The organism is Mycolicibacterium neoaurum (genome assembly GCF_036946495.1).
GTDB lineage: Bacteria > Actinomycetota > Actinomycetes > Mycobacteriales > Mycobacteriaceae > Mycobacterium > Mycobacterium neoaurum_B.
Genome location: NZ_JAQIIX010000002.1, coordinates 2,494,088 through 2,518,446 on the forward strand (window position 1 = coordinate 2,494,088; position 24,359 = coordinate 2,518,446).

Sequence of the window (24,359 nt, forward strand, 5' to 3'; positions counted from 1 at the left end):
AAGTAGGTGTCAATGGCCGACCGCTGCGGTGGCGTAGACCTTGGACAACACGTCTCGCAGGATCTCCAGAGCGGTCTGTGCCTCGGATTCGGTCACCGTCATCGGTGGTGTCACTCGCAGGACATTGCCGGCAAGCCCACCCTTGCCGATCAGCAGCCCGGCTGCCCTCGCCTCGGCGAGTACGGCATTGGTGTGCCCGACCGCGGGTGTGCGGGTGTTCGGTTCGACGAGCTCGACGCCGATCATCAAACCTGATCCGCGAACCTCCCCGATGAGTGGGCACGTCGAAGCGATCTCCTCGAGCCCGGCACGCAGGATCGCTCCGACCCGGTCGGCATTGTCCTGGAGGTCGTGCGACTCGATGTAGTCCAGTACGGCATTGGCAGCCGACATCGCGATGGGGTTGCCGCCCGCGGTGGAAATGGAATTCGCTGTGAGACAGTTCATCAGGTCGGCCTCGGCCACCACTCCGCCGATGCTGATGCCGTTGGCCAGCCCTTTCGCGAAGGTGATTGCCTGCGGACGTATCCCGTAGTGCTCGATACCGAAGTAGGACCGCCCGGTGCGGCCCCAGCCTGACTGTACTTCGTCGGAGACGAAGGGGATGTCGTAGCGGTCGAGCACCGACTTCATCGCGGTGAAGAAATCGTCTGGCGGCGTAGCGAATCCACCGGCGCCCTGGATGGGTTCGGCGATGTAGCAGGCGATGTCACCGGAGGTCGATGTGTCGATCATGGTTTGTAGCTCGTCACGACAGGCGGCGGTGAACGCTGCATCGTCGAGATGGGCGAACGGACTTCGGTATTTGTAGCCGGAGTGGCTGTAGGTGACCTGGAGTGGGCTGAGGGCGGTGGCCGACCAGCCTCGGATGCCGGTGGCGGCGACGGTTCCGAAGGAGCGACCGTGATAGCTGCCCCGCAAGGCGATGACCTGATTGGAGCGGCGTGCCGTCGTGGTGAGCAGGAAGGCGGTTTCCACAGCTTCGGAGCCGGAGTTGACGAAGAACACTCTGGGGTTGTCGACCGGGGCGCGGCGGGCGATCTTCTCGGCGAGTTCGATCTGGCTGCGGATCAAATACAGCGTGCTCGAATGGAGTAGCCGTCCGGCCTGACGCCGGATGGCCTCGGTGATCTCCGGGATATCGTGGCCGACCATTGTGGCCAGCAGCCCCCCGAAGAAATCGAGGTATGTCCGACCGTCACCACCGGTGACGTGTCGGCCTGAACCCTCCACCAATTCCAGTGGGTCGTCATAGTAGGTGGTCAGCCAACCCGGCATGACGGAGCGATGCCGCTGGTGCAGGGAGGCTTCGGTGTTGTCGACGGTCATATGGGTGATCCTTGCGGTTGGAGTTCAGTGCGGGCGGCCACTGAGATACGCGGCGACTTCGGCGCCGAACGTGGTGACCTTCTCGGCGGTGGTTGACGATGGTCGGTATGCGACCACGAGCGTTGCGCAGGCACGCACTGCGACGGTCGGGTTGCCGAAGCAGTCTCGTTCGGCGACAACCTCATCGGTGGGTGGGCCGACGGTCAGGCGGGCCACCGCATCGGGGTGCGGAGGCGTGTAGAGCATTGCTCGGCTAGCGCAGAGGTGCACCTCGAGCCGAAGTGGGTGGGCAGTAATCTCCGGGCTGTTCGACGGGTCCGTTGCGCCGTCGAGAATCCGGGCGATGCCTGATGCGGAAAGCCGGCGTGCATCCTCGATCACCACACCGGGCCGTCCGGTCGAAATGCCGTACACCACCACGTCCACCCGATCCGCACACCCGAGACCGGACATTCCACCGGTGGCCTCAGCGGCCGCGGAGACGAGCGCTCCGACTCGGGTGTGCTCTCGACTGACCACCATCCACTCTGACTCGCGGCGGAGGACTGCCCTCATCACGAGATAGCCGACATCGCTGCCGATGAGGGTCATGTCCCTCTGGTCGTCGTCGGTCTGCTGCCGACAGGCGGACATGGGACGCGGCGTGATCCAGCCGACGAGCCCGGGCCTGGTGTGAACGGACTCCGGCCTTACTCGGGTGAGGTATCCGTCCGTCGTGGCGACCAAATCGGTCTCTGTGCCCTGGGAGTCGGACATTTCGGCGATGACGTCGAAGCGGTGCACGTGCTCACCGTCGGCTGAGAACCACTTGCTGACGGAAGCGGTGTGTTGGTGAAGGTGTGCAGGGGCACACAGCTCGTGGTTGTCGATGGATGCTGTCATCGAGTGCAGACCGGTGATCCGAACATCGCACGCACCCGATCGACGATGGTATCGACGCCGGGAACAACGGCCTTCAGCAGTTCGGGGGCCGCTGGAATCCGGGTGTCCGGCGTGGCGATTCTGATTGGTGACCGGGTCCCCAGCACACCCCGCTCTGCCATGGCGGTGACGAGTTCGGCTCCGAGACCGGCGAATTGGTGTGCTTCATGAACGACGACCAGAGCCCCGGTCCGTTCGACACTGGCGGCAACCGCGTCCACATCCAGCGGCCGCAGCCAACGCATGTCGAGCACTTCCGCCGAGATGCCGTGTTCGGCTTCCAGGATGTGCGCTGCGTCGAGGACCTTGTGCTGGATCGCACCCCACGTCGCGATGGTCACGTCGGTGCCCTGTCGGCGGGTGGCGGCACCGTCCGGTCCGAGTATCGGCCCGTCGAGTGCAACGGGCTGTTTCGCTCCGTGATAGAGGTTGCGGTTCTCGATCACGACAGTGGGGTCGTCGCGATGGATGCTTGTCAGGAGCAGGTCGTACGCATCCTGATGAGTCGTAGGCATACACACCTCGATGCCGGGAATGTGCGCGAAGAGCGCCTCCAAGCTCTGTGAATGTTGGGCGCACGCCCCGGGGCCGCTTCCCTGTTGCGTGCGGATCGTGAGCGGTGCGGCCAACCGACCGCGGTTTAGGTAACGCACATTTGCGGCTTGGTTGACGATCTGGTCGAAGGCCACCAGCGCGAAATCCGCCCACATGATTTCGACGATGGGTCGTCTGCCCACCAGGGCGGCACCGACCGCACCACCCAGGATCGCCGATTCGGAGATGGGGGTGTCGAACACCCTGTCCCCGAACAATTTCTGGAGTCCCTTGGTCACCCCGAACACCCCGCCGGGCAGGGCGACGTCCTCACCGAACAGAAGTGTGCTGGGATCTTCGGCCAGTGCTCGACGCAGGGCACGGTTGACGCTTTCGGCGTAGGTGAGGTCTTTGTGCTTGCTGGTTGGGTCAGGCATAGAGATGCTCCAATGCGGTCGCAGGGTCGGCATGCGGCATTGCCTGCGCCCGTTTGCTCGCGGCCAGGACGTCGGCCGTGGCACGAGCCACGGTCGAGTCGATGCGGGCCTGGTCGACTCCCTTTTCGGTCAGCTTCGTGATCAGACGGGTGATCGGTTCGGCCGATGTGATCCGATCGAGCTCACCGTCGGCGCGGTATTGCTGCGCATCGCCGATGTAGTGGCCGACGATGCGGTCGGTCATGGCTTCGACAAGGGTCGGACCTCGACCTTCGCGTGCGTGTCGCACCGCGTGTGTCATCACGTGGCGGACCGCCGCGGGATCGTTGCCATCGACTCGCACACCCGGCATGCCGTAGGCGGCCGCGCGTTTGAAGAGTCGGTCCGAGGTGGTGGTCGCGGTGATCGGGGTCAGTTCGGACCAATGGTTGTTCTCCACGACAAAGATCACCGGAGTGGCCATCACAGCCGCGAAGTTGAAGGCTTCATGGACCGAGCCCTGATTGACCGCACCATCGCCGAAAGCGGCGACGCATACTCGACCGGAGCCGTCGAAGCGGGCGGCCAGAGCGGCACCGGCGGCGATGGGCGCACCGGCTCCCACGATGGAGTTCTCACCCATCATCCCTACTTCGGGAACCGAGAGGTACGCCGATCCCCCTCGGCCACCGTTGACGCCCGACTCGCGGCCCATGAGTTCGGCGAACATCCCGTCCAACGAAGCGCCGCAGGCCAGCGCCCACCCGTGCCCGCGGTACGTGGGGAAAACCAGGTCTCGTTGCGGGTCGAGCGCGGCGGTGGCGCCGGTGTAGATCGCTTCCTGGCCACTGCACAGGTGCACCGACCCGACAATCGTCCCGTCGCCTCGTAGCCGGGCGACTTCTGTCTCGAACTCTCGGATGCGGACCATGGAGCTCAGGTATGTGAGTAGGGTGCCGGAGTCGACCGATTCATGCGGGGGTGGGTGTGTGGTCATGTTTCCTCGGAATATGGTTGTAACAGCGGGTTCGAGCAATGGCTACGATGAGCGGGACTCGGGTGAATTCGGTGCTGCGGTTATCACCAGCCGGCCGGTCTTCAGCAGATTGGTTGCCAAGGCGCCTGCCTCACGCACTTCGGTGGACAGGGCCGTACGGGTCTGTTGGAAGCGGGACACCGGTACCGAGACGCTGAACGAACCGGCAGGTGTACCCGACGGGTCGAAGAACGGGGCGGACACACAGCAGACGTCCTCGGCGAATGCCTCGATATCCAGTGCGTAGCCGCGGCGCCTGATGGTTTCGAGTTCGTTAGTCAGCTCGTTGAAATCCGAGATCGTGTTGGCGGTCAGCTTCGTCAGCGGCGTTCCGTCGAACATCGTGGCGACCTGGCTCGCCGGAAGGTGCGCCAGCACGGCCAGACAGGATGCGCGGGCATGCATGTTGCCGACGTAGCCGACATCGAGGTTCTTGACGGTGAGGGAATGCAGGCCGTGAAGGACCTGTTGCATCAGGATCGTGCCGTGATACCAGCCGCAGACATACGAGGTTTCCCGCGTCTTGTTGTGCAGTCGGGTGAGTATTGCCGAGATTTCGGGTGCCGGCCCGGTGCGCGCCGAGAGGTGCTTGCCCAGTGTCGACCCGCGTGGACCGATATCGAAGTTCCCGCCGGGCAGCCTCACCACGTAGCCATCCGCGCGCAGCGTCCGCAACAGGTGGTAACAGGTGCTCTGTTTAATGCCCAGCCGACGTGCCAGTGTTTTCGGTGTCGCGGTGCCGTTACCTTCTGCCACCGCTTCGAGTACTCCGAGTCCCCGGGCAAGGGTCTGGAGGACCGTCGCTTCGCCTGAGACCGGTTCGGCGGATGGGTCTTCGGTGCCACCGGGCTTGCCGACGGTCATGAGATCGTCCCGCGCAGATGATGTTCGGCCCACGCCGCCAATGCGTTGGCGAGGATGAGCGCGGCGTCGACGACGTCGCGCTCTGCGATCCTCTCGTCGGGGCTGTGGGCGTAGCGCATCTCTCCTGGGCCGAACACGGCAGTGGAAACTCCTGCAGCCGTGAGGATCCCGGCATCACAACCAGCCGTCATGCCTTCTATCTTGGGAGCGAGTCCGGTGCGCCGTCGACCCTCGTCCAACGCGCGGACCACAGGGTCGGACTCGGGAGTCTCCCAACTCCGCAAGCCCTCGTTGTCCCATCTGATAACCGGTGGGTTGTTTCGTAGCCATTCGTCACGGGCCACCACGCCCTGGACACAGTCGGTGAGTGCGGCTCGGACATCGCTGACATCTTCACCGGGCATCACTCCGATGCGGCCCGACAGGCTGCCCCTGGCGGGCACGGCGGCCCGCCACCCACCGATGTCCACAGTGCCGATGGCGAGTGGGACAGCGCTCGGGAACGGCATGCGCGGATCGGTGAGCCGAGCGGCTCGCTCTGCACCCAGATCCTGCAGTGCACGGTAGATGTCGATCAGCTTGGGTCCCACGTCGATGCCATGCCAGGGAACGGAGGTGTGTGCGGCCCGGCCGGTCACTTCCACCGTGAAGAACAGCAGTCCGGAGGCCACGGTGACCACAGCGCCTGCCGTGGGCTCCAAGACGATGGTGCCGAGTCGGGCGGGCATACGCTCCAACGCCGCGGATGTTCCCACGCCCGTGGTCTCTTCACCCACCACGAGCTCGACGGCCACATTGAACGGCAACTGCACGCCAGCCCGATCCAGTGCATCCAACGCCCAGAGCGCTGCGGCGATCCCGCCCTTGGTGTCCACCGACCCGCGACCGTGCACGCAGCCTTCCACGCGTGCTCCGGAGAACGGGTCACGTGACCATTGATCGCCGTCGAGGACGGGCACCACGTCGATGTGCCCGTTGATGACAACGGTGGGTATGTCCGCGCGGCATCGTTGGTAGTAGCCCACGACGTTGGCGCGTTCCTGCGTCCTGGCCTCGCTGCTACCGCGTTCGCCGCGGACGACCCGGGACTCGGCGAGCGGGTGCTCCTCGACCGACCACCCGCGGGATGCGAAGAATGCCGCGTAGAGCTCGGCAACGGTGTCTTCGTGGCCGGTCACACTCGGCTTTTGCACTGTTCTCGACAGGAAGTCGAGCATGGCGTCCGTCGATTCGCGGATCGAATCCGAGATTGCTTGCTCGTTAGTAGATTTCACGAAATCCGTCATTGCCGATCTTCTCCGTGGTCGCACCGCGCGACATCCCTTGCATCTTGGGGAGCGCACGCCAGATTGATCCAGCATATGAGCAGAAGTTTCGACTATTTGAAAGATTGCTACACGCAACCGGTTGAACTGGGCGTTTCCGGTATCGATACCTCGGTGTGAACCAGGTCATAACAAATTTTTCAGATAGTTGACATCGACTTCCATCTGCTGGTGTTCGCCGCGATGTTGATTCATCTTGAAACGGCCGACGCACGGATCCCCTGCACAAGGGTGAAACCGTCGGCGTCTGAACTTGACCTGTGTCGAACACCGAGGAAGAAGGACCCTGTGTCGTCCATCCCGTCGCCACACCGCTCAAACGCTGATTCCATGACCGCGAGTGCGATGCCGGCCTTCGCGCCGCTTTTCGTCCCCGGCGTGGAAACTGTTTCGGTCCGCTGGATCTCGGTCGTGTACCGCACGAGCGCGGCGGTCGTCGACGCGGTGCTCCCGCGTCCGTTAGTCGCCGGAGCCGCGCCCGAGGTCATCATCTGGATCGCCGAGTTCCGCGGTGCGCGTTTCACCGGGGCTGGTGGTGCCGTGGAATGTCGCCCCGACTACATGCAGGGTGGGATCAATCTGCGCTGTCGCCGCGGAGTGGTCGAGGGTGCCTACGCCGTCGAGACGTTCGTGGAAGGAATCAACCACGGGATTCTCGGGCGTGAGATGTTCGGCCTTCCCAAGAAGCAGGTCCGCAGCGTCACCCTCGTGGACACGCCGACCGGAGCCGAGTTCGCGTTTGTCGATGCGCACGGGCAACAGCTACTCCGCGGATCGGCGAGTGCCGGACGAACCGGTGCCGATCGCATCGTCCCCGCGTGGTTCGACACGCAGTACACCGCAAAGTTGATACCCAGCGCCGAAGGACCGCACTACGACATCAGCCGGCTGGTCCAGATTCCCTTCCGGCTCGAGGCAGCTGGTCCGCTCCGCACCGGAGGTGCCACCGTCGAGTGGCTCGAATCATCCAGTGACCCTTTGTATCTACTCACACAATGTGCTGCACCGATCGCCGTGTGGGGGGTGGCGCAGCTCGATATCGACTATGGCACCTATGTGGCTGAACTGGCCCCGTCCGACATCCCTGTCATGGGTTCACCGCGATGGTGAGCAGGCGCAGATCCGATACCGGCACCCACGCGGTGGACGCTGTGCAGCCAGGCCTCACGCCCGGACGGCGCAAGGCGATCATCGCGGCCTGCATCGGCAATTTCCTGGAATGGTACGAGTTCGTCCTCTACGGCTACTTCGCTGGCATCTTCTCGGTGCTGTTCTTCGTCGACGAGGATCCCGCGGTCGCCATGATGCTGACCTTCCTGGTCTTCGGTATCAGCTTTGTCGTTCGCCCGCTGGGGGGAATCCTCTTCGGATACATCGGCGACAGGTACGGCCGCAAGGTCACGCTCTCGGCGATCATCCTGACAATCTCGCTGGCGACGGCTCTCATGGCTGTGGTACCTCCCTACGCCAGCATCGGCATCACGGCACCGGTGTTGATCCTGCTGCTGCGGTGCCTGCAGGGTCTCTCGGCCGGCGGTGAGTGGATGGGCGCCGCCGCCTATGTCGTGGAGTCCGCACCGGCGCACCGGCGAGCGTTCTACGGTAGCTGGCAGACGATCACCATCACCTTGGGCATGTTCACCGCCGCACTCACATCCCTGATCCTGTCCGCAGTGCTCGATGGCGAACAGCTCCAATCGTGGGGCTGGCGAATCCCATTCCTTGCAGCGCTACCACTGGGACTGATCGGTCTCTACATGCGGCTGCGGCTCGAAGAATCCGCCGAGTTCGAAGCGATGAGCCACGGTGCGCGACGCGAGAGATCCCCTCTGCGCCGGGCTGTTACCGAGAATTGGCGTTCGATCCTGCTGGTGTGCGGCCTGGTGTGCTCGCCCACGATGTGTACCTATGTGTTGCTGGTATTCGGTCCCACTTTTCTGTCCGGTGAGATCGGAATGGACGCGACCGCGGCAAGCGGAGCCTGTCTCGTCGCGATGCTGGCCCTCGCCGTACTCGTCGTGCTGTTTGCTCGGCTCTGCGATCGCGTCGGTCGCAAACCTTTCGTTCTGTGGGGTGCGGTGCTGGTCGCCGTCACCGCTCCGCTCGGTTTCCTACTGATCCACCAGCGCTCCTTCGTGGCGGTGATCGCCGGCATGATCCTGATACTCATCGGAGATGCGATGATGCTGGCTCCGCAGCCGGCGCTGTTCTCCGAGCTGTTCCCCACATCGCGCAGATACAGCGGTCTGGCCCTGGGATACAACCTCGGCGTCGTGCTCTTCGGTGGCGCTGGCCCGTTGATCGCCACCGCACTCATCGCGGCCACCGACACCACGTATGCACCCGCCATCTATCTGACCGGCGGGGCATTGGTGAGCCTCGTCGCAGCTGTGCTGGTCCCGGAGACGCTCGGCGTATCGCTGCGGACAGGACGGATCGAATCCGCTAGCGCCCCTCAACCGAAAACACCGGTCTAGTGCCGCCGCAGCCACTTTCGATCCCGAAGTTCGGCACCGAGTGACATTCATACCCACCGAAGAAATGGACGACGCATTGGACTCCGAGAAATGCACAGCGGCACTCCGAGAGCTGTTGGCGGAACGTGAGATCGCACGACTACACGCGCGGTACGCGCACCTGTGCGACTCGGGCTACCCTGCCGACGAGATCGCCGACCTCTTCGTCGAACAAGGACTCTGGCAATCAGACCCCGGAGGCCGGGTGTTTCGGGGCCGCGATCAGATCCGCGACCACTTCAGCACCGCTTCCGCCGGCTACCCATGGGCCTTACACGTCAACGCCCTCTTGCACATCGATGTCTCACCTGACGGGTTGAGCGCACGAGGCGCGTGGTACCTGCTGATGCCCTGTGTCGACGCGACAGGCGCGGCACCCACCGCCGCCTGGCTGGCGGGACGCTATGACAACACCTTCGTCAAGACCGACGCCGGATGGCGATATGAACACCTGCACATCAGATTCGGGTTGATGAGCCCCCATTCCGCCGACTGGGCGCAGGAAAGACACGCACTTGCCGGGACCGCTGCAAGAACTGAGGAGATCGGATGAACGTCACGCACATGTTGAGTACTGTCACCGCGGGCATCTTGTGCGCACTGCTGGTGGGTGGGTGTCAGTCACCGCCGCCCACTCAGGCGGGAAATGAGCAGGCCGCGGCGGCTTTGGCCGCGGAGGCTCGGGCCCGGGTGGACGCGGCAAAGGCCCCCGTCGCCGGGGGCGTCCCAGTCAGCAGTCCGCCTGTGCAATCCGGCAAGTTCGTGATCCTCATTCCGTGTTCGCAGGCATCCGAGGGATGTGCGCAACCGGTGAAGGGTGCGGCGGAGGCAGCTCGGGAAATCGGCTGGCGAACCCAGATCATCGATGGAAAGGACACCGCCAGCACCCAGAACGCCGCAATACGCCAGGCAATCGCACTCAAGCCCGATGGCATCATCACCTTTGCCATCAACCCGAGCAGCGTTCAGGGTGCACTCGCCGAAGCCCGAAGTCAGGGTATCCCCGTGGTGGCGTCCTCGGCCACCGCGTCGAACATGGTGGCGTTCTCGGACAATCCCACGCCTGAGGCCTGGCGGCAGAGCGGTTCGCTGCTCGCGGACTACGCCATTTCCGAGACCCGAGGACAGGTGAAGGCATTGGTTCTGCACGACACGGGATTCGACGTGTTGGACAACCGCCATGCCGGCTTCGTGGAGCAGCTACAAACGTGTTCGACCTGCCAGATTCTGGAAGACCAGACGTTCACGTTCTCGGATCTGGCCAACTCCGTACCTCGACTGGTGCAGCAGATGGCCCAGCGGCATCCGGATTTCAACACCATCTACATCGACTACGACTACGCGGTGCCGACTCTTCTCCAAGGTCTGCGATCGGTGAATGCGCAGGACAAGATCGTGCTGGGGTCCGACGGTACCTCAGCGGCCATCAAATTGATCCGCGACAGCGGTGGCCAGACCGCCACAACCGCTTTCGCGCTGGACTGGTTGGGGTGGTCGAGTGTCGATGCACTGAACCGAGTTTTCGCCGGTGGCGACCCGCAGGAGGCGGCCGGTGCGATTTCGGTCAAGCTGATAGACCACGAAGTGGCACAGGGGATTTCGGGGCTGTGGACCGGGGATATGGATTTCCGTGACGGGTATCGGACGATGTGGGGCGCCGAATCGTGAGCTCGTCGGATGCGGTGGTAAGCCTGCGGGGCATCACGAAGACCTTCGCCGCGCAGGTGGCGCTCGAGCACATCGGCGTCGACTTCGCGCCGGGTACGGTGCATGCGTTGGCGGGTATGAACGGATCCGGTAAGTCCACGCTGGTCAAAGTCCTTGCCGGGGTGCACGCCCCCGATGCCGGCACGATCGAGGTGGCCGGCCGGCGGTTTCCGGCACTGACTCCGAAGCTGGCGCACCAGTTGGGTTTCCGATTCATCCACCAAGACCCGGGATTGTTCTCCGATCGGTCGGTGGCAGACAACATCGCGGCGGGTGCTCGCTTCCGACACAGTTCGCGGCTGCGAGTCCGTGACGGTGCCGAACGCTCTGCGGCTCGTCGGGCGCTGGAAGAACTCGGCGTCACGCATATCGACCCGCGGACGATCATGCGCGACCTCTCGCCGACTGAACGGACCATGGTTGCCGTCGCTCGCGCAGTCCAGGACCTTTGGGACGGAATCGACCTGCGATTGCTCGTGCTCGACGAGCCGACGGCGTCGCTGCCGGAGAAGGAAGCCACTCGTGTTCAAGAGATCGTGACCTCGATCGCGGCGAAGGGTGTTGCCGTCGTGTACATCACCCACGATCTGACGACACTGGTCCGTCTTGCCCAATACGTCACGGTACTGCGTGACGGGTGCAAGGTCGGCACCGTCGAATCTCACTCGATCGACGACCGCCAACTGGCCACGATGATGGCCGGCGCCGAACAGGAACTGCGTCCGGTGGTCCGTGGCCCCCGATCGACCGAGGTGGTGCTCGACTGTGTCGGATTGTCCGGTGGCCGTGTCGGCGGTATCGACATACAACTCCACCGGGGCGAGATCCTGGGCTTGGCGGGGCTGCTCGGTTCGGGCCGCAGCACTACATTGCGGCTGATCGCCGGGGTTCAGGAACGCAGCACCGGCACCGTCGAGTTGGAGGGTGCCGCGGTCGTGGCCGGGCGACCGCGGGCCGCCGTCGCGCGGGGTATCGCGTTGGTTCCCGAGGATCGTCGTGCGCACGCGGCATTCAACGGGATGTCGATGGCGGACAACCTGATGATGGCATCGTTGCCGACAGTGGCCTCACCTTTTCGTATCGATCGGCGCGCCGAACGCGAGGCTGCAGTGCGCTTGTTGGCCGACTATGACGTGCGGCCCGCAGACCCGGACAAGCGCTTCTCCTTGTTCAGCGGTGGCAATCAACAGAAGGCGATCATCGCTCGCTGGTCTCGCACCACACCGAAGGTGCTGCTGCTCGACGAACCCACTCAAGGCGTCGATGTGCACGCTCGACACCAGATTCACGATGCGATTCGTGCGTTGTCCGACACCGGCATGAGTGTGATCGTCGTGTCGTCGGATTTCGTGGAACTCGCCGAGCTCAGTGACCGAATCCTGATCCTGCGCCAAGGCCTGGTGAAGTCCCAGATCGTCGGAGAACGGGTCGACGAAGAAACCATCCTGCACCTTGCCGGTACCGCCTGAAAGATTGGAACCAACTCCGATGTCCCTGGATCCCAACCCCACCGATGCACCCCCACAACGTCGTCGGCTCCCCGACGAACCCCCCAAGGCAGCGTCGCGACGAATGTATGCCGCACTGGCACCACGGTGGCTGGGGTTTTACGTTCTGGTCGGGCTAATCATCCTGTTCAGCACGTTGCTGCCCTACACGTTCCCGACGACCGCCAACGCCAGCGCGATTCTCGGTAACGAATCAGTCGGGATGATGCTCGCCATCGCCCTGCTGATTCCGGTGGTAGCCGGACATTTCGATCTCTCGGTGGCCAGCATCCTGACACTGGCGATGATCGCATCCATCGGGCTGTTCCAGTTCTTCTCGGCTCCGGTCTGGGTGGCGTGTCTCGCGGGGCCCGTCATCGGCGCGGGTATCGGCTTGATCAACGGCTTTTGCGTGGCGTGGCTGAAGATCAACTCGCTGGTCGCGACGTTGGCCACCGGCAGTTGCGCGTTGGGCGCGGCATTGTGGTGGACCAATGGTTCGATCTTTGCGGAGAACGTACCTGCCTCATTCAGGGCATTGGGTGAACGCGTGCTCGGCATTCCCTTGCCGGTCGTCTACACGCTCGTCGTGTGCGTGATCGCGTGGTGGACACTGGAGCGAACCCCGGTCGGTCGCTATCTGTACGCCATCGGTGACAATCCTGACGCAGCGCGGCTGGTCGGCCTACCCACAGCGGGACTGACGACCGCGTCCTTCGTGGCATCCGGCACCATCGCCGGAACGGCCGGTGTCATTCAGGCGGCGATACTGGGCTCGGGCAATCCGCAAGTGGGCGCCAGCTTCCTGTTGCCGGCGTTCGCGGCGGTTTTCCTGGGAGCAACCGTCTTCCATATCGGACGCTACAACGTCGTCGGCACCGTGGTGGCCGTTCTGCTGCTGGCGGTGATGGTCGCCGGTTTGCAGCAGTTCGGCTTGCCGTTCTATATCGAACCCTTGCTCAAGGGCGCCATCCTGTTGGCGGCAGTGGCATTCACAACCGGTCGATTCTCGGGAAAGGCGCAACAATGACCGACCCCATGGCCGCCGTGCGTCAACGCCTGGACCTACTGGAGGCCCGTGAAGACATCCGTCGTCTCAAACACCGCTACGCCTACATCTGCGATACCGGTTACGACGGTGACGCCTTCGCCAATCTGTTCACACCAGAGGGTATTTGGGAATCGAACACGTTTGGTCTCGTCCGCGGACACCGGGAGATCCGCGATTTCATCAACAGGATCGGTGATACCGAATACTCCTGGGCAATCCACTATATGACCTGCCTGGAGGTCGATCTCGACGAGAGTGCGACCGTCGCTACGGGAACCTGGCAGCTGCTTCAACTGTGTACGCGGATCTCCTCACTCGAGCCCGAACCGGTGCTCGCGACAGCGATCTACCACGACGACCTCGTCAAAACCGACGACGGATGGCGATTCCTAAAGGTGTCGGCCACCTTCCAACACGTGACCGACATGCGGAGCGGCTGGGGGCCAAACCTGCTTCCCGGGCTGGTGAAGTGAGACCCTCGGTTATGGCCGACGAGCACTTGGAGTTGACGACGTTCGCGGATGCCATCGCATCCATGCTGGATTCCCTGGCCGACGTCGCGCCGCTTCCGTCCGCGGCCACGACGCACCGAAAGGATCTCGGTCCTGCACGTCATCACGAAGACCCCTGTAATGCGTTGGTGCGCCGAACGCACGTGGTCGGGACGGCTCCAGGGCCATTGAGCGATATGCGCGTGAGCGTGAAGGACTCCATCGCGATGGCGGGCATACCGTTGACCTGTGGCTCAGCGGTATTGCGGGATTTCACGCCTACCGGCGATGCAACAGTCGTACGCAGATTGCTCGACGGGGGCGCGACAATCACCGCCGTCACCAACATGGACGACCTTGCCTTCGCAGGCTCAGGCGACACCAGCGTCTACGGTCCGACCCTCAACCCCCACGACCGGTCATTGTTGGCAGGCGGTTCCTCGGGAGGGGCCGCCGCCAGTCTGCTCTACGAGGACGATGATCTGGCCGTAGGTACGGATCAGGGAGGATCCGTCAGGGTCCCCGCCTCCTGGTGCGGAACTCTCGGGTTCAAACCGACACACGGCCTGATCCCGTACACGGGTGTCGCTCCGATGGAGCCGACATTGGACCACGTCGGGCTGTTGTCCCGGTCGGTCGAGCCCTTGACCCGGGCGCTGACAGTCGTAGCGGGACCCGACGGACAGGACCTGCGCCAGCATCGGTGTTTCCGCTCAGTGCCGTCGGCGCTGACCGACCGTTCATCTGTCGACCTCGGCAACACCCGGCTACGGATCGTCACCGTGACCCGCAACACCGCAGATGCGCCCGTCCGCGCTGCCTTCGATGACGTCGTCGAGCGGCTGCGCTCCGCGGGAGCCAAGATCGGGACAACCGAACTCGATCCGGCAGAACTCGGTCCGGTGGGCACCGGGCTCTTTGTCGAAGGTATGCGGCACACCATCGAGGGCGTCCACCCGGCTTACGGGGGATCCGAATACCAGTGGGTCGAGTACACCGAGGCCCTGCGCAAGGGCATCCGCGATCGTCACGATGAGCTGAGCCCCCAGATCAAGGCGACGCTGTTGGCAGCCGGGACCTTGCACGGTTCCAGTCCGAACCGTGCCTACAGTCGCGCGGTGATGGCGGCTGAGCGTCTGCGGACGAGCTATCGCGCCGCACTCGAGGAGGCCGATTTCCTGATCGAGCCCACGGTGCCCTCGCTGCCGGTGGCAGTTTCACGCGGACTGATTTCAGTGGCAGGCCTGGCAGACCGAGCGTGGGCACCGCTGGCGAACACCGTTGGCGCCAACATCGCCGGACTACCGTCCATCTCCTTGCCGCTGGGAACGAGTCACGGACTTCCCGTCGGAATCATGGTCACAGGTAAGCCGTGGCACGACTGGGCCCTGCTTGAGTTTGCCGCCTCCTGTGAGCAACAGCTCGGTTGGGTGAAGCCTGCGTGACACAGAACCGGCGCGGTGTCAGACCGCCGCGACGTCCGGCGTCAGCAGAAACAGCCCGGCGACCGTCTGGTCGTCGCGGAAGGTGATGCGGGCGATGTACTCGCCTGCTTCGAACTGAAGTCGCGTGTTGGTCGTGGTGAAGTCACCCGCCCGCACGGCGTCGATGTCCCCGTGGCCTTCGTAGGACCCGACCAGCCCGACGATGTGCACCCACCCTTCGGCGAGTCCGGCGTCGGTGAGTCGATCGCGCATGGTCTCGTCGAAGCGCGCGCTGACATCGGCCCAACGCGCGTTCGCGAGATCATCGATGATGGCCAGCGTCAGCTCCGTGGCCTGCGGAAGTGGGGTCGTGTTCATGGCTTCTCCCGTCCGTGGGTCGATCGGTTTGCCGAACCGCTGAAAGGCGGCCTGGCGGGTGATGCCGAGTACATCGCCGACCTGCTGCCAGGTGTGGCCCGCCGCGCGTGCCTGCTGCACCGCGGCGACGAGCAGGCTCTCGGCGTCGTCTTTGACCTCACGGGCGATGGTCACCGTCGCGAGTGGGTCGTGGTCGGCGCCGAGGATCGGTGCGGCCACCAGCTGTCCGAGCCTGCGGTGGAGCAGTTGGGCGGCGGCGAACGGTGAATCGGTCATGCTGTCAATAATTGATTGACAATGGGGTGTTTGTCAATGAAAAATTGACGAAGCTATTCGAAAGCGGTTATCGCCCCCGCCGGGCACAGCTGCGCGGCGCGGCGAGCGCGCGGCTCCTCATCGGCGGGCACCTCGGCGGCGAGCACCACGACGATGCCGTCGTCGTCCTGATCGAACAAGGCGTCGGCGGTCATCACGCAGTTGCCCGCGCCTATGCAGCACTCCCGGTCGGCATCTATGCGCATCGCCGTCACCACCGCACCGACAACGACCGCAGGCCGTAGATGAAGTGGAACGACCGGTAGTCGATGTCCTCGGCGGACTCGGCCACCGCCAGGCCGGGGAACCGGCGGAACAGCGCGGGGAACGCGATGCGCATCTCCATCCGCGCCAGCGGCGCGCCCAGACAGTGGTGAATCCCGTGCCCGAATGCCAGATGGCCCGCGGCGCCCCGGCGGATGTCCAATTCGTCGGGATAATCGACAAAGGCGGGATCGCGGTTACCGGCGGGCAGGGAGGCGAAGACCAGCATCCCCGCCGGTATCGTCACCCCCCGCGACATCCACTTCGGCGGTGGTGAACCGTGGAATCGCGTGGTGCACCACCGAAAGCCAGCGCAACAACTCTTCGATCGCGGGACCGATCGCATCGGGATCGTCACGCACCATGGCCAACTGCTCCGGTGAGCGCAGTAGCGCCAATGTGCCCAGGCCCAGCATGTTCGATGTCGTCTCGTGCCCGGCCAGCAGCAGAAGCCCTGCGATGCCGACCAATTCGTCGTCACTGAGGTGCGCGCCGTGCTCACGGATCAGCATCCCGAGGATGTCCTCACCCGGTGACCGTCGCGCACTGCTTACCAAACTGTGCATGTACTCGCGGCTTTGGCGCTGTAGTTCCATCCGTTCGGCGATCGGCAACGCCAGATCGAGCTGACGGGCCGAGCGCTGCTCGAATTCGGGCCGATCCTCGACGGGGACACCGAGAAGCTCGCAGATCACCAAAGACGGTACGGGTAGCGCGAATTGGGATATCAGGTCGGCTGGAGCGCCCGCGGCTTCCATCGCGTCGAGGCGTTCATCGACGATCTCGGCGATCCGGGGCTCAAGGCGTTTCATCCGCCGGATGGTGAACTCCGGGGTGAGCATCCGGCGTAACCGCTGATGCTCGGGCGGATCGAGCCCGAGCAGATTACCGGCGCGGGCTCGGGCCAGCTCCTCGTCGGACATCGGCGGCGCGCCGGGAAGGGCGAACCCCGGCGGCCGGGAATTGGAGAAGTGCTCGTGATCGGCGAGGACAGCCTTGACGTCCTCGTAGCGGGTGACCAGATACACCGGATTGCCCAACGCGCTTACCACCGACTGGACGCCGGCACCGTCGCGGATCTCACCGAGTTCGGGAACCGGATCGAACCCGTTGCGACGCATGTGGACCGGTGGCAGCATTTGGCTGGCTGTCATGTCCACACGCTACGCGCTGAGGATGAAGTCCGAGATCAGGGCATTGACGAGGGTCGGGTTCTCCAGTGCGGCCAGATGGGCGACCCCGTCGAGGACCACGCTCGACGATCCGGGGATCGCCGAGGCCATCGCCAGCGTCTCGGCCACCGGGAACGTCGCGTCCTCGGCACCGGCGACCACCAGCGCCGGGGTGCGCACGCCGCCCAACAACTCCCGCTGGTCCGGTCGGTGCGGTACCACGCTGGTGACCGCCCACGAACACGATGCGACATCCACCGACCGGACCGCCGCGCGCACATAGGCAACCACTTCGGGACGTTCCCGCATGGTGGTCGGGCCGAGAAAGGCCTTCAGCACCTCGCGGGTCAAGGGGCCGCGGATACCGCCGAGGGCTTTGGCCACCCGCAGCAGTGCCCCGTACTCCAGGCGCTGTCGCCATCCGGCGGCCGAGGCGGTGCAGTTCATCAACACCGAGAACCCGGCCCGCTCGGGGTGCAACGCGGCGAACGTTCCGCCGATCATGCCTCCCCAGGAGTTCCCCACGAAATGTCCCTGATTGGCGCCCAGCGCGTCCAGCACATCCACCACGCACTGTGCGCAGTCCTCGAAAGTGAAGGGTGCAGAGAGCTTTTCGCTCGCGCCGTGACCCGGCGGGTCGATCAGCACGACCTTGAGGTGATCACGGAACGCCGCTGCCTGCGCCGACCACATATCGCCGGTCATCAACAGGCTCGGCCAGAACACCATCGCGTCGCCGGCTCCGTCGACCTGGACCCGCAACCGCCCCAACCGCGTCGCGATGGTTCGTGACTCCACGGCTCACACGTTAGCGTTCCGGACGCAGCGCCGGCCACCAGATACGCGGACCGATCAGGGTGAACAGTGCGGGGATGATCACGGTGCGCACCACGAAGGTGTCCAGCACGATGCCCAACCCGACGATGATGCCGATCTGGGTGAGCACGATCAGCGGTAGGACGCCCAGCACACAGAACACCGCGGCCAGCACGATTCCTGCGCTGGTGATCACCGCACCCGTCGCCGACACGGCGCGGACGATGCCCTGCCGGTTGCCGTACTCCGGGGTCTCCTCCTTGGCGCGCGTCACCAGGAAGATCGTGTAATCCACGCCGAGGGCGACCAGAAAGAGGAACGCGAAAAGTGGAGTTCCGTTGTCCAGCGCGGGGAACCCAAACAGGTGCACGCTCGCCCACCCGCCCAGGCCCAGTGCGGCCAGCGCGCTCAGCACGGTGACCGACACCAGGATCAGCGGTGCCAGCAGCGAACGCAGCAGGACGAACAGCACCACCAGCACCACCGCGAGGATCGCGGGAATCACCACCATGCGGTCGTGGCGGGCCGCGGCGGCCGCATCCCTGGCCTTGGCATCGGAACCGCCGACGAGGGCGTCCGGACTGACCGCGTGCACCGAACTGCGCAGGGCGTCAACGGTATCGAAGGCGGCATCGGAGGCGGGCTCGGCTTGCAGTACCGCTGACCACTGGGTCAGGCCGGTGTCGGATTCGGCGGTCGGCCGAGCCGACACCACCCCGGGTGTCTGGCCGATTGCCTGGGTGACCGCGGCGGCATCCGAAGTCGGGGCGACCACCACCGTCGGGTCGGTCAGGCCACTCGGGAAGTGCTGCGACAGCGTCTGGAATCCGGCGACCGATTCTGCCTGCACGCGGAATTGTTCGGTCTGAGTCAACCCGACCGGAGTTCCGACCAGGCCCAAGCACAGCGCCGCCAGCGCCGCAAGCGCGCCGCCGGAGACCCAGCCGGGCCGCGCCGCGACCCAGGACGCGATCCGATGCCAGACCCCGTTGTCGGTGAGCGACTTGGCCCCCACCTGCGGGATGAACGGCCAGAACAGCTTTCGGCCGAACAGGCCGAGGAAGGGCGGTAACACCAACAGGACGAAGGCTGCGGCGACCACCAGGCCCGCAGCGGCCTGCACACCGAGGCTGCGATTGCTCGGAGCCGTCGCGAACGCCAGCGTCAGCAGGGCAAGGACGACTGTGGCGTTGCTGGCCAGGATCGCCGGGGCCGCCGCCCGCACCGCGACTCGCAGTGCTTCGCGGTGATCCGCGCGTGCTCCCAATTCTTCGCGATAGCGTGAGATGAGCAGCAGCGCATAGTTCGTGCCCGCGCCGAAGACCAACACGCTGGTGATACCACCGGTCGAACCATCCGGACTCAGGCCGAGCCCCGCGGCCACCGCGGTCCCAACCACCGAGCCGACCCGGTCGGCGAAGGCGATCACCAGCAGCGGTACCAGCCACAAGATGGGGGAGCGGTAGGTGACGATCAGCAGCACGGCCACCACAGCGGCCGTCACCGCGAGCAGGGTGAAGTTCGCTCCGGCAAAGGAATTCGCGATATCGGCGCCGAAGGCGGGCCCACCGGTCACCTCGGCCCGCAGGCCGTCGGGCAGTCGTTCTGTCGTCGAGGTGCGCAGCTCTTGCACGGCATCATCGAGGGCGAACCCGGAGAGGTCGGCGGGCAGCGGGGCCACCGACAGCGCCGCCTTTCCGTCCTCGGAGACCTGCGCGCCCGGCCCGGCAGCTGCGATATCGGCCGCACCGAGTGGTGCACCGTCGGTGCGGCTGAACACGATGATCGCCGGCGCCTGATCACCCCCGGGGAACTGGGCGCGTAGGGCGTCGACACGTGCCGATTCCGCGTCGGCCGGTACGGACACCGGTGATTGCGATGCGGAATCCCCGCCGCTCAACAGCGCCATGCCGGCACCGGACGCGAGGATCACGAGGATGGCCACAAGCCAGGAAAGTCGACCGGACATGACCCAAATATTTCAGATATTTAACTAATAATCAAGCCTGACCGATATGATCGCGGGGTGACACGTGAGGACCTGGAGCGGTTGATCGCCGGTGACGTCCGTGCCCTGACCGCCGAGTCCGACCAGATCGGCCACGAGTTCGCGCGTCGGCATGACGTGAGCGCCAACGACTTCCGGGCGCTACTGCATGTCATGGTCGCTGATGCGGCTGGGGAGCCGCTGACGGCCGGCGAGCTGAGCAAGCTGATCGGCACCTCAGCGGCGGCGGTCACCTATCTGGTGGAGCGGATGATCGCCTCGGGGCATCTGCGTCGGGAAACCCACCCCAAGGACCGGCGCAAGGTCATCCTGCGCTACGACGATCACGGGCTGGCCGTGGCGACCGACTTCTTCACCCCGCTCGCGAGAATCAATTCCGCGGCGCTGGCGGATTTGCCGGACAGCGATCTGGAGGCGGCACACCGGGTGTTCACTGCGCTGGTCGGCGCCATGCACCGGTTCCGTACGGTCAACGACGGTTGAGAGTCGCCTCTTCGAGATCGAGGCCGCGCAGCACCTCGCGAAGGACCTCGTCGTCGATGTTGCCGGCATCGCGTTCGGCGATGAACACCGCTCGTTCGGCGGCCAGCATCTCCAGTCGCAGGCTGCGGAAGGCCGACGCCGGGCTCTGCCCGATCTCCGCCTCGCTACGCCCCAACCGTTCCCAGGCCGCGTTGCGTCGGGCGGTGTTCCAGCGGCGCAACACATCGGCTGCGCTGTCCTGGATGGCGTTGCCGTCGGCGCGCTGCTGCTCGAGCAGCTCATCGAGCCGGTCGGCCGCCGCGCGCGCCGCCTTGTCCTGGGCTGCCGCCTGCGCCAACGCATCCGAACGTGCGTCGTCACCTTCGACACCGAACCGCCGGATCACCCACGGCAGCGTCAGACCGTGCAGCAACAACGTCCCCACCACCACCACGAAGGTCAGGAACACCAGCTGATCCCGACCTGGGAAGGCGTCCCCGGACAACGTCGTCATCGGCACACCGAACGCGGCGGCCAGTGACACCACCCCGCGCATCCCGGCCCACGCCACCACGAATGTCTCACCGACCGTTGGCCGAGGCGAACGCAGGTAGGCGAAGGCATATACCCACACCAGGCGGACGGCGATGGTCGTGGCGAGCACGGCGATCGCCGATATCGCGATCCTGGCCGGCGAGAATCCCGCGAGTTGGTCCACCACGCTCGGCAACTGCAGCCCGATCAGCAGGAAGGCGAACGACTCCAGGATGAACTGCAGCGCCCGCCACACCGCATCGTCCTGCAGCCGGGTGGCATACCCGGCGTGGGTGGTGGTGCGCCCACCGATCATCACCGCTGCGGTGACGACCGCCAGCACGCCGGAGGTGTGCGCCTCCTCGGCCAACAGATAGACAACGAACGGCGCCAGCAGGCCGATGGCGCTCTCGACGACGGGATCGTCCAGGCGCGCGCGTACGGACGTGATGGCCGAACCCGCGAGGACCCCGACCACCACACCGCCGGCCGCGGCCAACACGAAGGTGCCGAGTCCGGCGGCCCAGCCCGTCGATGCACCCACCGCGGCCGCCAACGCGACCTTGTACGCCGTCAGCGCCGTCGCGTCGTTGAGCAGGCTCTCACCGCCAATCAGGGTCGTCACCCGGCGTGGCAGTCCCAGTCGGCGACCCACCGCGCTCGCCGACACCGCATCCGGCGGGGCCACGATGGCGCCCAGCGTCAACGCCGCGGCCATGGTGAGCTCGGGGACCACCCGGAACGCCACCATTCCGACCGCCAGCGTGGTGACCAGCGGGAGACCGACGGCCAGCGAGCCGATCGCGCCCGCGTTCCTGCGCATGTTGAGATAGCTGCTCTCCAGACCGGCCGACCACAGCAGCGGCGGCAGGATCACGAACAGCACCAGGTCGGGATCCAACTCGACGCCGTCGAAACCGGGGATGTACGAGGCGGCCAAACCGGCCACGACCAGCGCCAACGGCGCCGACACGTCGAGGCGGCGGCTCACCGCGGCCAACAACACGGCGGCCACCGATACCGCCAGCAGTGTCACTCCCACCGCATCCACCTATCCTCGTTCTCCATGCTCAAGCGTTCACGACGGCAGTCACCGACTCCGCAGTGTGAGCATCTCCAGGCGATACCCCACAGCGCAGAACCGGCCCCGGTTACTCCCGGCAGGTGTCAGGAATGCGCCGAGCACGGTGAGAACACGTGGGCACACCTGCGGATGTGCCTGTCCTGCGGGCACGTCGGATGCTGTGATTCCAGTCCGCATCAACATGCCACCGCGCATTTCCGCGAGACCGGCCACCCGGTGATGTGCAGCATCGAGCCGGGGGAGTCGTGGCGGTGGTGCTATGTCGACATCCGGCTCGGCTGAAAAATCTGGCAGGCTGGTCTGGCGATGACAAGGCACGCCGAGAACGCTGACACCCACGCCGACCCACGGGCGCCCGTGGTGCTGCTGCGCGAACCCGGGGAGACCGGCCGCGAGCAGACGCTGGCCTTCGAACGGCTGGGTGCCGTGGTCACCACGAACCCGGCCGACGACGCCGATTTCGTGGTCGCAGACGAGCTCGACCTTGATCGTGAGGGGTTGCGCAGGCTGGCCGCCGACGAGTTGGGCCTGCCCACCGCGCCGTTCTGGTTCGCCGGAACGGCCGCGGAGTTGACCGCGATCGCCGAGCACGCGGGCTACCCGCTGGCCGTCACACCGGTCGCCGATGACGCGGAGACGGGGCGGTCGGTCCTGCTGCGTCCCGAGGATGTCGGTCCGGCCTGGGATCGCGCCGTGGCCGCCGGACACCAGCGGGTGATGGCCGAAACCGTCGTCGAGGTAGACGACGAGGTCACGCTGTTGACCGTCCGCACCGCCAGCGCGGCAGGTCCGGTCGTGCATTTCTGTGAACCGATCGGGCACCGGGTCGCCGGTGACGGCACCGTGTCGGCCTGGCAGCCGCACCGGCTGGCCCCCGCCGCGTTGGATGCCGCCAAGTCGATCGCCGCGCGCATCGTGAACTCGTTGGACGGGCGCGGCGCCTACGCGGTGGAACTGTTGGTGCGCGGTGACGAGGTGTACTTCGCCGACGTGCGACCGCGTCCGGTCGACGCCACCCTGCTGACCCTGCGCACGCATCGATTGTCGGTGTTCGACCTGCATGCGCGCGCGGTGCTGGGACTTCCGGTCGACACCATCATGGTGTCCCCGGGAGCCGCCGTGGTGGGACGCGCGGGCGACACGGAGCTCGATGCGGTTGCGGACAAGGCGACGGCGCTGGCGGTGTTGGCGCAGGCCCACGAGGTGGCCGAAAGCGATGTCTGGCTTTTCGGTGCCGGTCTGGGTGCGGCCTTCGCGACCGCTCAGGACGTCACCATCGCCCGTGACCGTGCGCAACGCACCGCGGTGTCGCTGCGTAGACTCTGGCAGTCGTGAGCGGCGACGAAGCAGACCGGGACAGGCCGACGGCGACGCCGTTCCTGCTGGCCCTCGTCATCATCGTGGTTGTGATCACCGCGATTCTTGTCATCAACCGCGGCGAGGGTGACGGTGATCCCCAGCAGATCGGGCGGGTGGTGGTCGCCCAGAACGACGCCCTGCAGCGGCAGGACTATGAGGCGTTCAAGGCCAATACGTGCGCGGCCGAGCACGGCACCGAAAAAGAGGTCCTTGACCGGCAGCGCGATTCGGTGGCCAAGCACGGCGATCGCTATGTCGACGGAGCGGGAAACATCGCCGTCGTCGGCGATACCGCCACCGCCACCGTCAAGTACCACTTCGGCACCGCCGACGAAACGGACACCCAGGTCAGCGCCGACATGATGTTCAGGCGTGAGGGCGGTCAGTGGAAGGTCTGTTCGCAGGGTCCGGCCTAGCCGTTACGGTAGTGCTGTGTCCACATCCGAGAGTCCGGGTTACGCCGGTGACATCACGCCCGAGCAGGCATGGGAGCTGCTGTCCGATAATCCCGAAGCCGTCCTGGTCGACTGTCGCACCGAGGCGGAGTGGCGATTCGTCGGCGTTCCCGATCTCGCCCCGCTGCGGCGCGAGGCGGTGTTCGTGGAGTGGAACAGGGCCGACGGCACTCACAACGACGCTTTCATCGACGACCTCGGTAGGTCGGGTATCGCCCCGGGCACGCGGCCGGTGGTGTTCCTGTGCCGCTCTGGTAACCGATCCATCGGCTCTGCACAGGCCGCGACGGCCGCGGGTATCGGCCCGTCCTACAACGTGCTCGACGGATTCGAGGGCAACCTCGACGAGAACGGTCATCGCGGCGGCACCGGATGGAAAGCCGTCGGACTTCCCTGGAAGCAGAGCTGAGG

24 protein-coding genes and 1 pseudogene are annotated in these 24,359 nt (G+C 65.3%); 13 read left to right on the forward strand and 12 right to left on the reverse strand.

Annotated elements, in window-relative coordinates:
• Positions 1–9 precede the first annotated feature (9 nt).
• The 6 genes from PGN27_RS17285 to PGN27_RS17310 are packed head-to-tail and all read right to left on the reverse strand — an operon-like array spanning position 10 to position 6,386.
• Complete coding sequence (locus PGN27_RS17285) at positions 10–1,329, reverse strand: aspartate aminotransferase family protein (protein ID WP_335327218.1); 1,320 nt, start codon at positions 1,327–1,329, stop codon at positions 10–12.
• 24 nt (positions 1,330–1,353) lie between these two features.
• Positions 1,354–2,211, reverse strand: coding sequence for a hypothetical protein (locus PGN27_RS17290; RefSeq protein WP_335327219.1), 858 nt, complete (start codon positions 2,209–2,211; stop codon positions 1,354–1,356).
• A complete protein-coding gene (locus tag PGN27_RS17295) occupies positions 2,208–3,221 on the reverse strand; it encodes an alpha-ketoacid dehydrogenase subunit beta (RefSeq protein WP_335327220.1) in 1,014 nt (337 codons plus the stop codon). Before PGN27_RS17295 ends, PGN27_RS17290 begins: the two co-directional genes overlap by 4 nt.
• Positions 3,214–4,197: a thiamine pyrophosphate-dependent dehydrogenase E1 component subunit alpha gene (locus tag PGN27_RS17300; RefSeq protein ID WP_335327221.1), complete on the reverse strand. Its 984-nt coding sequence runs from the start codon at positions 4,195–4,197 to the stop codon at positions 3,214–3,216. The genes PGN27_RS17295 and PGN27_RS17300 overlap by 8 nt, the downstream gene beginning before the upstream one ends.
• A 42-nt stretch (positions 4,198–4,239) precedes the next feature.
• Positions 4,240–5,100, reverse strand: coding sequence for an IclR family transcriptional regulator (locus PGN27_RS17305; protein WP_335327222.1), 861 nt, complete (start codon positions 5,098–5,100; stop codon positions 4,240–4,242).
• Positions 5,097–6,386: a M20 family metallopeptidase gene (locus tag PGN27_RS17310; RefSeq protein ID WP_335327223.1), complete on the reverse strand. Its 1,290-nt coding sequence runs from the start codon at positions 6,384–6,386 to the stop codon at positions 5,097–5,099. The genes PGN27_RS17305 and PGN27_RS17310 overlap by 4 nt, the downstream gene beginning before the upstream one ends.
• A gap of 210 nt (positions 6,387–6,596) precedes the next feature.
• On the opposite strand from PGN27_RS17310, the gene PGN27_RS17315 reads away from it, so the two are divergent.
• From PGN27_RS17315 to PGN27_RS17350, 8 genes are all read left to right on the forward strand, one after another.
• Positions 6,597–7,535, forward strand: coding sequence for an acetoacetate decarboxylase family protein (locus PGN27_RS17315; protein WP_335327224.1), 939 nt, complete (start codon positions 6,597–6,599; stop codon positions 7,533–7,535).
• Positions 7,532–8,902 carry an MFS transporter gene (locus PGN27_RS17320; protein WP_335327225.1) on the forward strand — a complete coding sequence of 457 codons (1,371 nt, stop codon included), beginning with the start codon at positions 7,532–7,534 and terminating at the stop codon, positions 8,900–8,902. Before PGN27_RS17315 ends, PGN27_RS17320 begins: the two co-directional genes overlap by 4 nt.
• Before the next feature lie 64 nt (positions 8,903–8,966).
• Positions 8,967–9,494, forward strand: a complete 528-nt coding sequence (locus PGN27_RS17325) for a nuclear transport factor 2 family protein (RefSeq protein ID WP_335327226.1) — start codon at positions 8,967–8,969, stop codon at positions 9,492–9,494.
• Complete coding sequence (locus PGN27_RS17330; protein ID WP_335327227.1) at positions 9,491–10,609, forward strand: sugar ABC transporter substrate-binding protein; 1,119 nt, start codon at positions 9,491–9,493, stop codon at positions 10,607–10,609. The genes PGN27_RS17325 and PGN27_RS17330 overlap by 4 nt, the downstream gene beginning before the upstream one ends.
• A complete protein-coding gene (locus tag PGN27_RS17335) occupies positions 10,606–12,117 on the forward strand; it encodes a sugar ABC transporter ATP-binding protein (RefSeq protein ID WP_335327228.1) in 1,512 nt (503 codons plus the stop codon). The genes PGN27_RS17330 and PGN27_RS17335 overlap by 4 nt, the downstream gene beginning before the upstream one ends.
• A gap of 19 nt (positions 12,118–12,136) precedes the next feature.
• Positions 12,137–13,165 carry an ABC transporter permease gene (locus PGN27_RS17340; RefSeq protein ID WP_335327229.1) on the forward strand — a complete coding sequence of 343 codons (1,029 nt, stop codon included), beginning with the start codon at positions 12,137–12,139 and terminating at the stop codon, positions 13,163–13,165.
• Positions 13,162–13,659 (forward strand): nuclear transport factor 2 family protein, encoded by a 498-nt coding sequence (locus PGN27_RS17345; protein ID WP_335327230.1) that lies wholly within the window; start codon positions 13,162–13,164, stop codon positions 13,657–13,659. Before PGN27_RS17340 ends, PGN27_RS17345 begins: the two co-directional genes overlap by 4 nt.
• A 62-nt stretch (positions 13,660–13,721) precedes the next feature.
• Positions 13,722–15,122, forward strand: coding sequence for an amidase family protein (locus PGN27_RS17350; protein WP_335328760.1), 1,401 nt, complete (start codon positions 13,722–13,724; stop codon positions 15,120–15,122).
• 18 nt (positions 15,123–15,140) lie between these two features.
• On the opposite strand, the gene PGN27_RS17355 is transcribed toward PGN27_RS17350, so the two are convergent.
• The 5 genes and pseudogenes from PGN27_RS17355 to PGN27_RS17375 form a co-directional block, all read right to left on the reverse strand.
• Entirely contained in the window at positions 15,141–15,755 is a 615-nt protein-coding gene (locus tag PGN27_RS17355; RefSeq protein ID WP_335327231.1) for a DUF3887 domain-containing protein, read from the reverse strand.
• Between the two features lie 53 nt (positions 15,756–15,808).
• Positions 15,809–16,000: a ferredoxin gene (locus PGN27_RS17360; protein WP_335327232.1), complete on the reverse strand. Its 192-nt coding sequence runs from the start codon at positions 15,998–16,000 to the stop codon at positions 15,809–15,811.
• A 5-nt stretch (positions 16,001–16,005) separates the two neighbouring features.
• A pseudogene (locus PGN27_RS17365) lies at positions 16,006–17,212 on the reverse strand (cytochrome P450).
• A gap of 9 nt (positions 17,213–17,221) precedes the next feature.
• Positions 17,222–18,028: an alpha/beta fold hydrolase gene (locus PGN27_RS17370; protein ID WP_335327233.1), complete on the reverse strand. Its 807-nt coding sequence runs from the start codon at positions 18,026–18,028 to the stop codon at positions 17,222–17,224.
• A 10-nt stretch (positions 18,029–18,038) separates the two neighbouring features.
• Positions 18,039–20,015, reverse strand: coding sequence for an MMPL family transporter (locus PGN27_RS17375; protein WP_335327234.1), 1,977 nt, complete (start codon positions 20,013–20,015; stop codon positions 18,039–18,041).
• A 57-nt stretch (positions 20,016–20,072) separates the two neighbouring features.
• Between PGN27_RS17375 and PGN27_RS17380 the strand changes: the two genes are divergently transcribed.
• Positions 20,073–20,537, forward strand: coding sequence for a MarR family winged helix-turn-helix transcriptional regulator (locus PGN27_RS17380; protein ID WP_030134125.1), 465 nt, complete (start codon positions 20,073–20,075; stop codon positions 20,535–20,537).
• Here the strand turns inward: PGN27_RS17380 and PGN27_RS17385 are convergent.
• Complete coding sequence (locus PGN27_RS17385) at positions 20,524–22,092, reverse strand: Na+/H+ antiporter (protein ID WP_335327235.1); 1,569 nt, start codon at positions 22,090–22,092, stop codon at positions 20,524–20,526. The two genes, PGN27_RS17380 and PGN27_RS17385, sit on opposite strands and share 14 nt — an antisense overlap.
• 24 nt (positions 22,093–22,116) lie before the next feature.
• On the opposite strand from PGN27_RS17385, the gene PGN27_RS17390 reads away from it, so the two are divergent.
• The 4 genes from PGN27_RS17390 to PGN27_RS17405 are packed head-to-tail and all read left to right on the forward strand — an operon-like array spanning position 22,117 to position 24,357.
• Entirely contained in the window at positions 22,117–22,416 is a 300-nt protein-coding gene (locus PGN27_RS17390) for a UBP-type zinc finger domain-containing protein (RefSeq protein ID WP_335327236.1), read from the forward strand.
• 24 nt (positions 22,417–22,440) lie between these two features.
• Complete coding sequence (locus PGN27_RS17395) at positions 22,441–23,469, forward strand: ATP-grasp domain-containing protein (RefSeq protein WP_335327237.1); 1,029 nt, start codon at positions 22,441–22,443, stop codon at positions 23,467–23,469.
• Positions 23,466–23,909, forward strand: coding sequence for an Rv0361 family membrane protein (locus PGN27_RS17400; protein ID WP_335327238.1), 444 nt, complete (start codon positions 23,466–23,468; stop codon positions 23,907–23,909). The genes PGN27_RS17395 and PGN27_RS17400 overlap by 4 nt, the downstream gene beginning before the upstream one ends.
• 16 nt (positions 23,910–23,925) lie before the next feature.
• Complete coding sequence (locus PGN27_RS17405; protein ID WP_335327239.1) at positions 23,926–24,357, forward strand: rhodanese-like domain-containing protein; 432 nt, start codon at positions 23,926–23,928, stop codon at positions 24,355–24,357.
• Positions 24,358–24,359 lie beyond the last annotated feature (2 nt).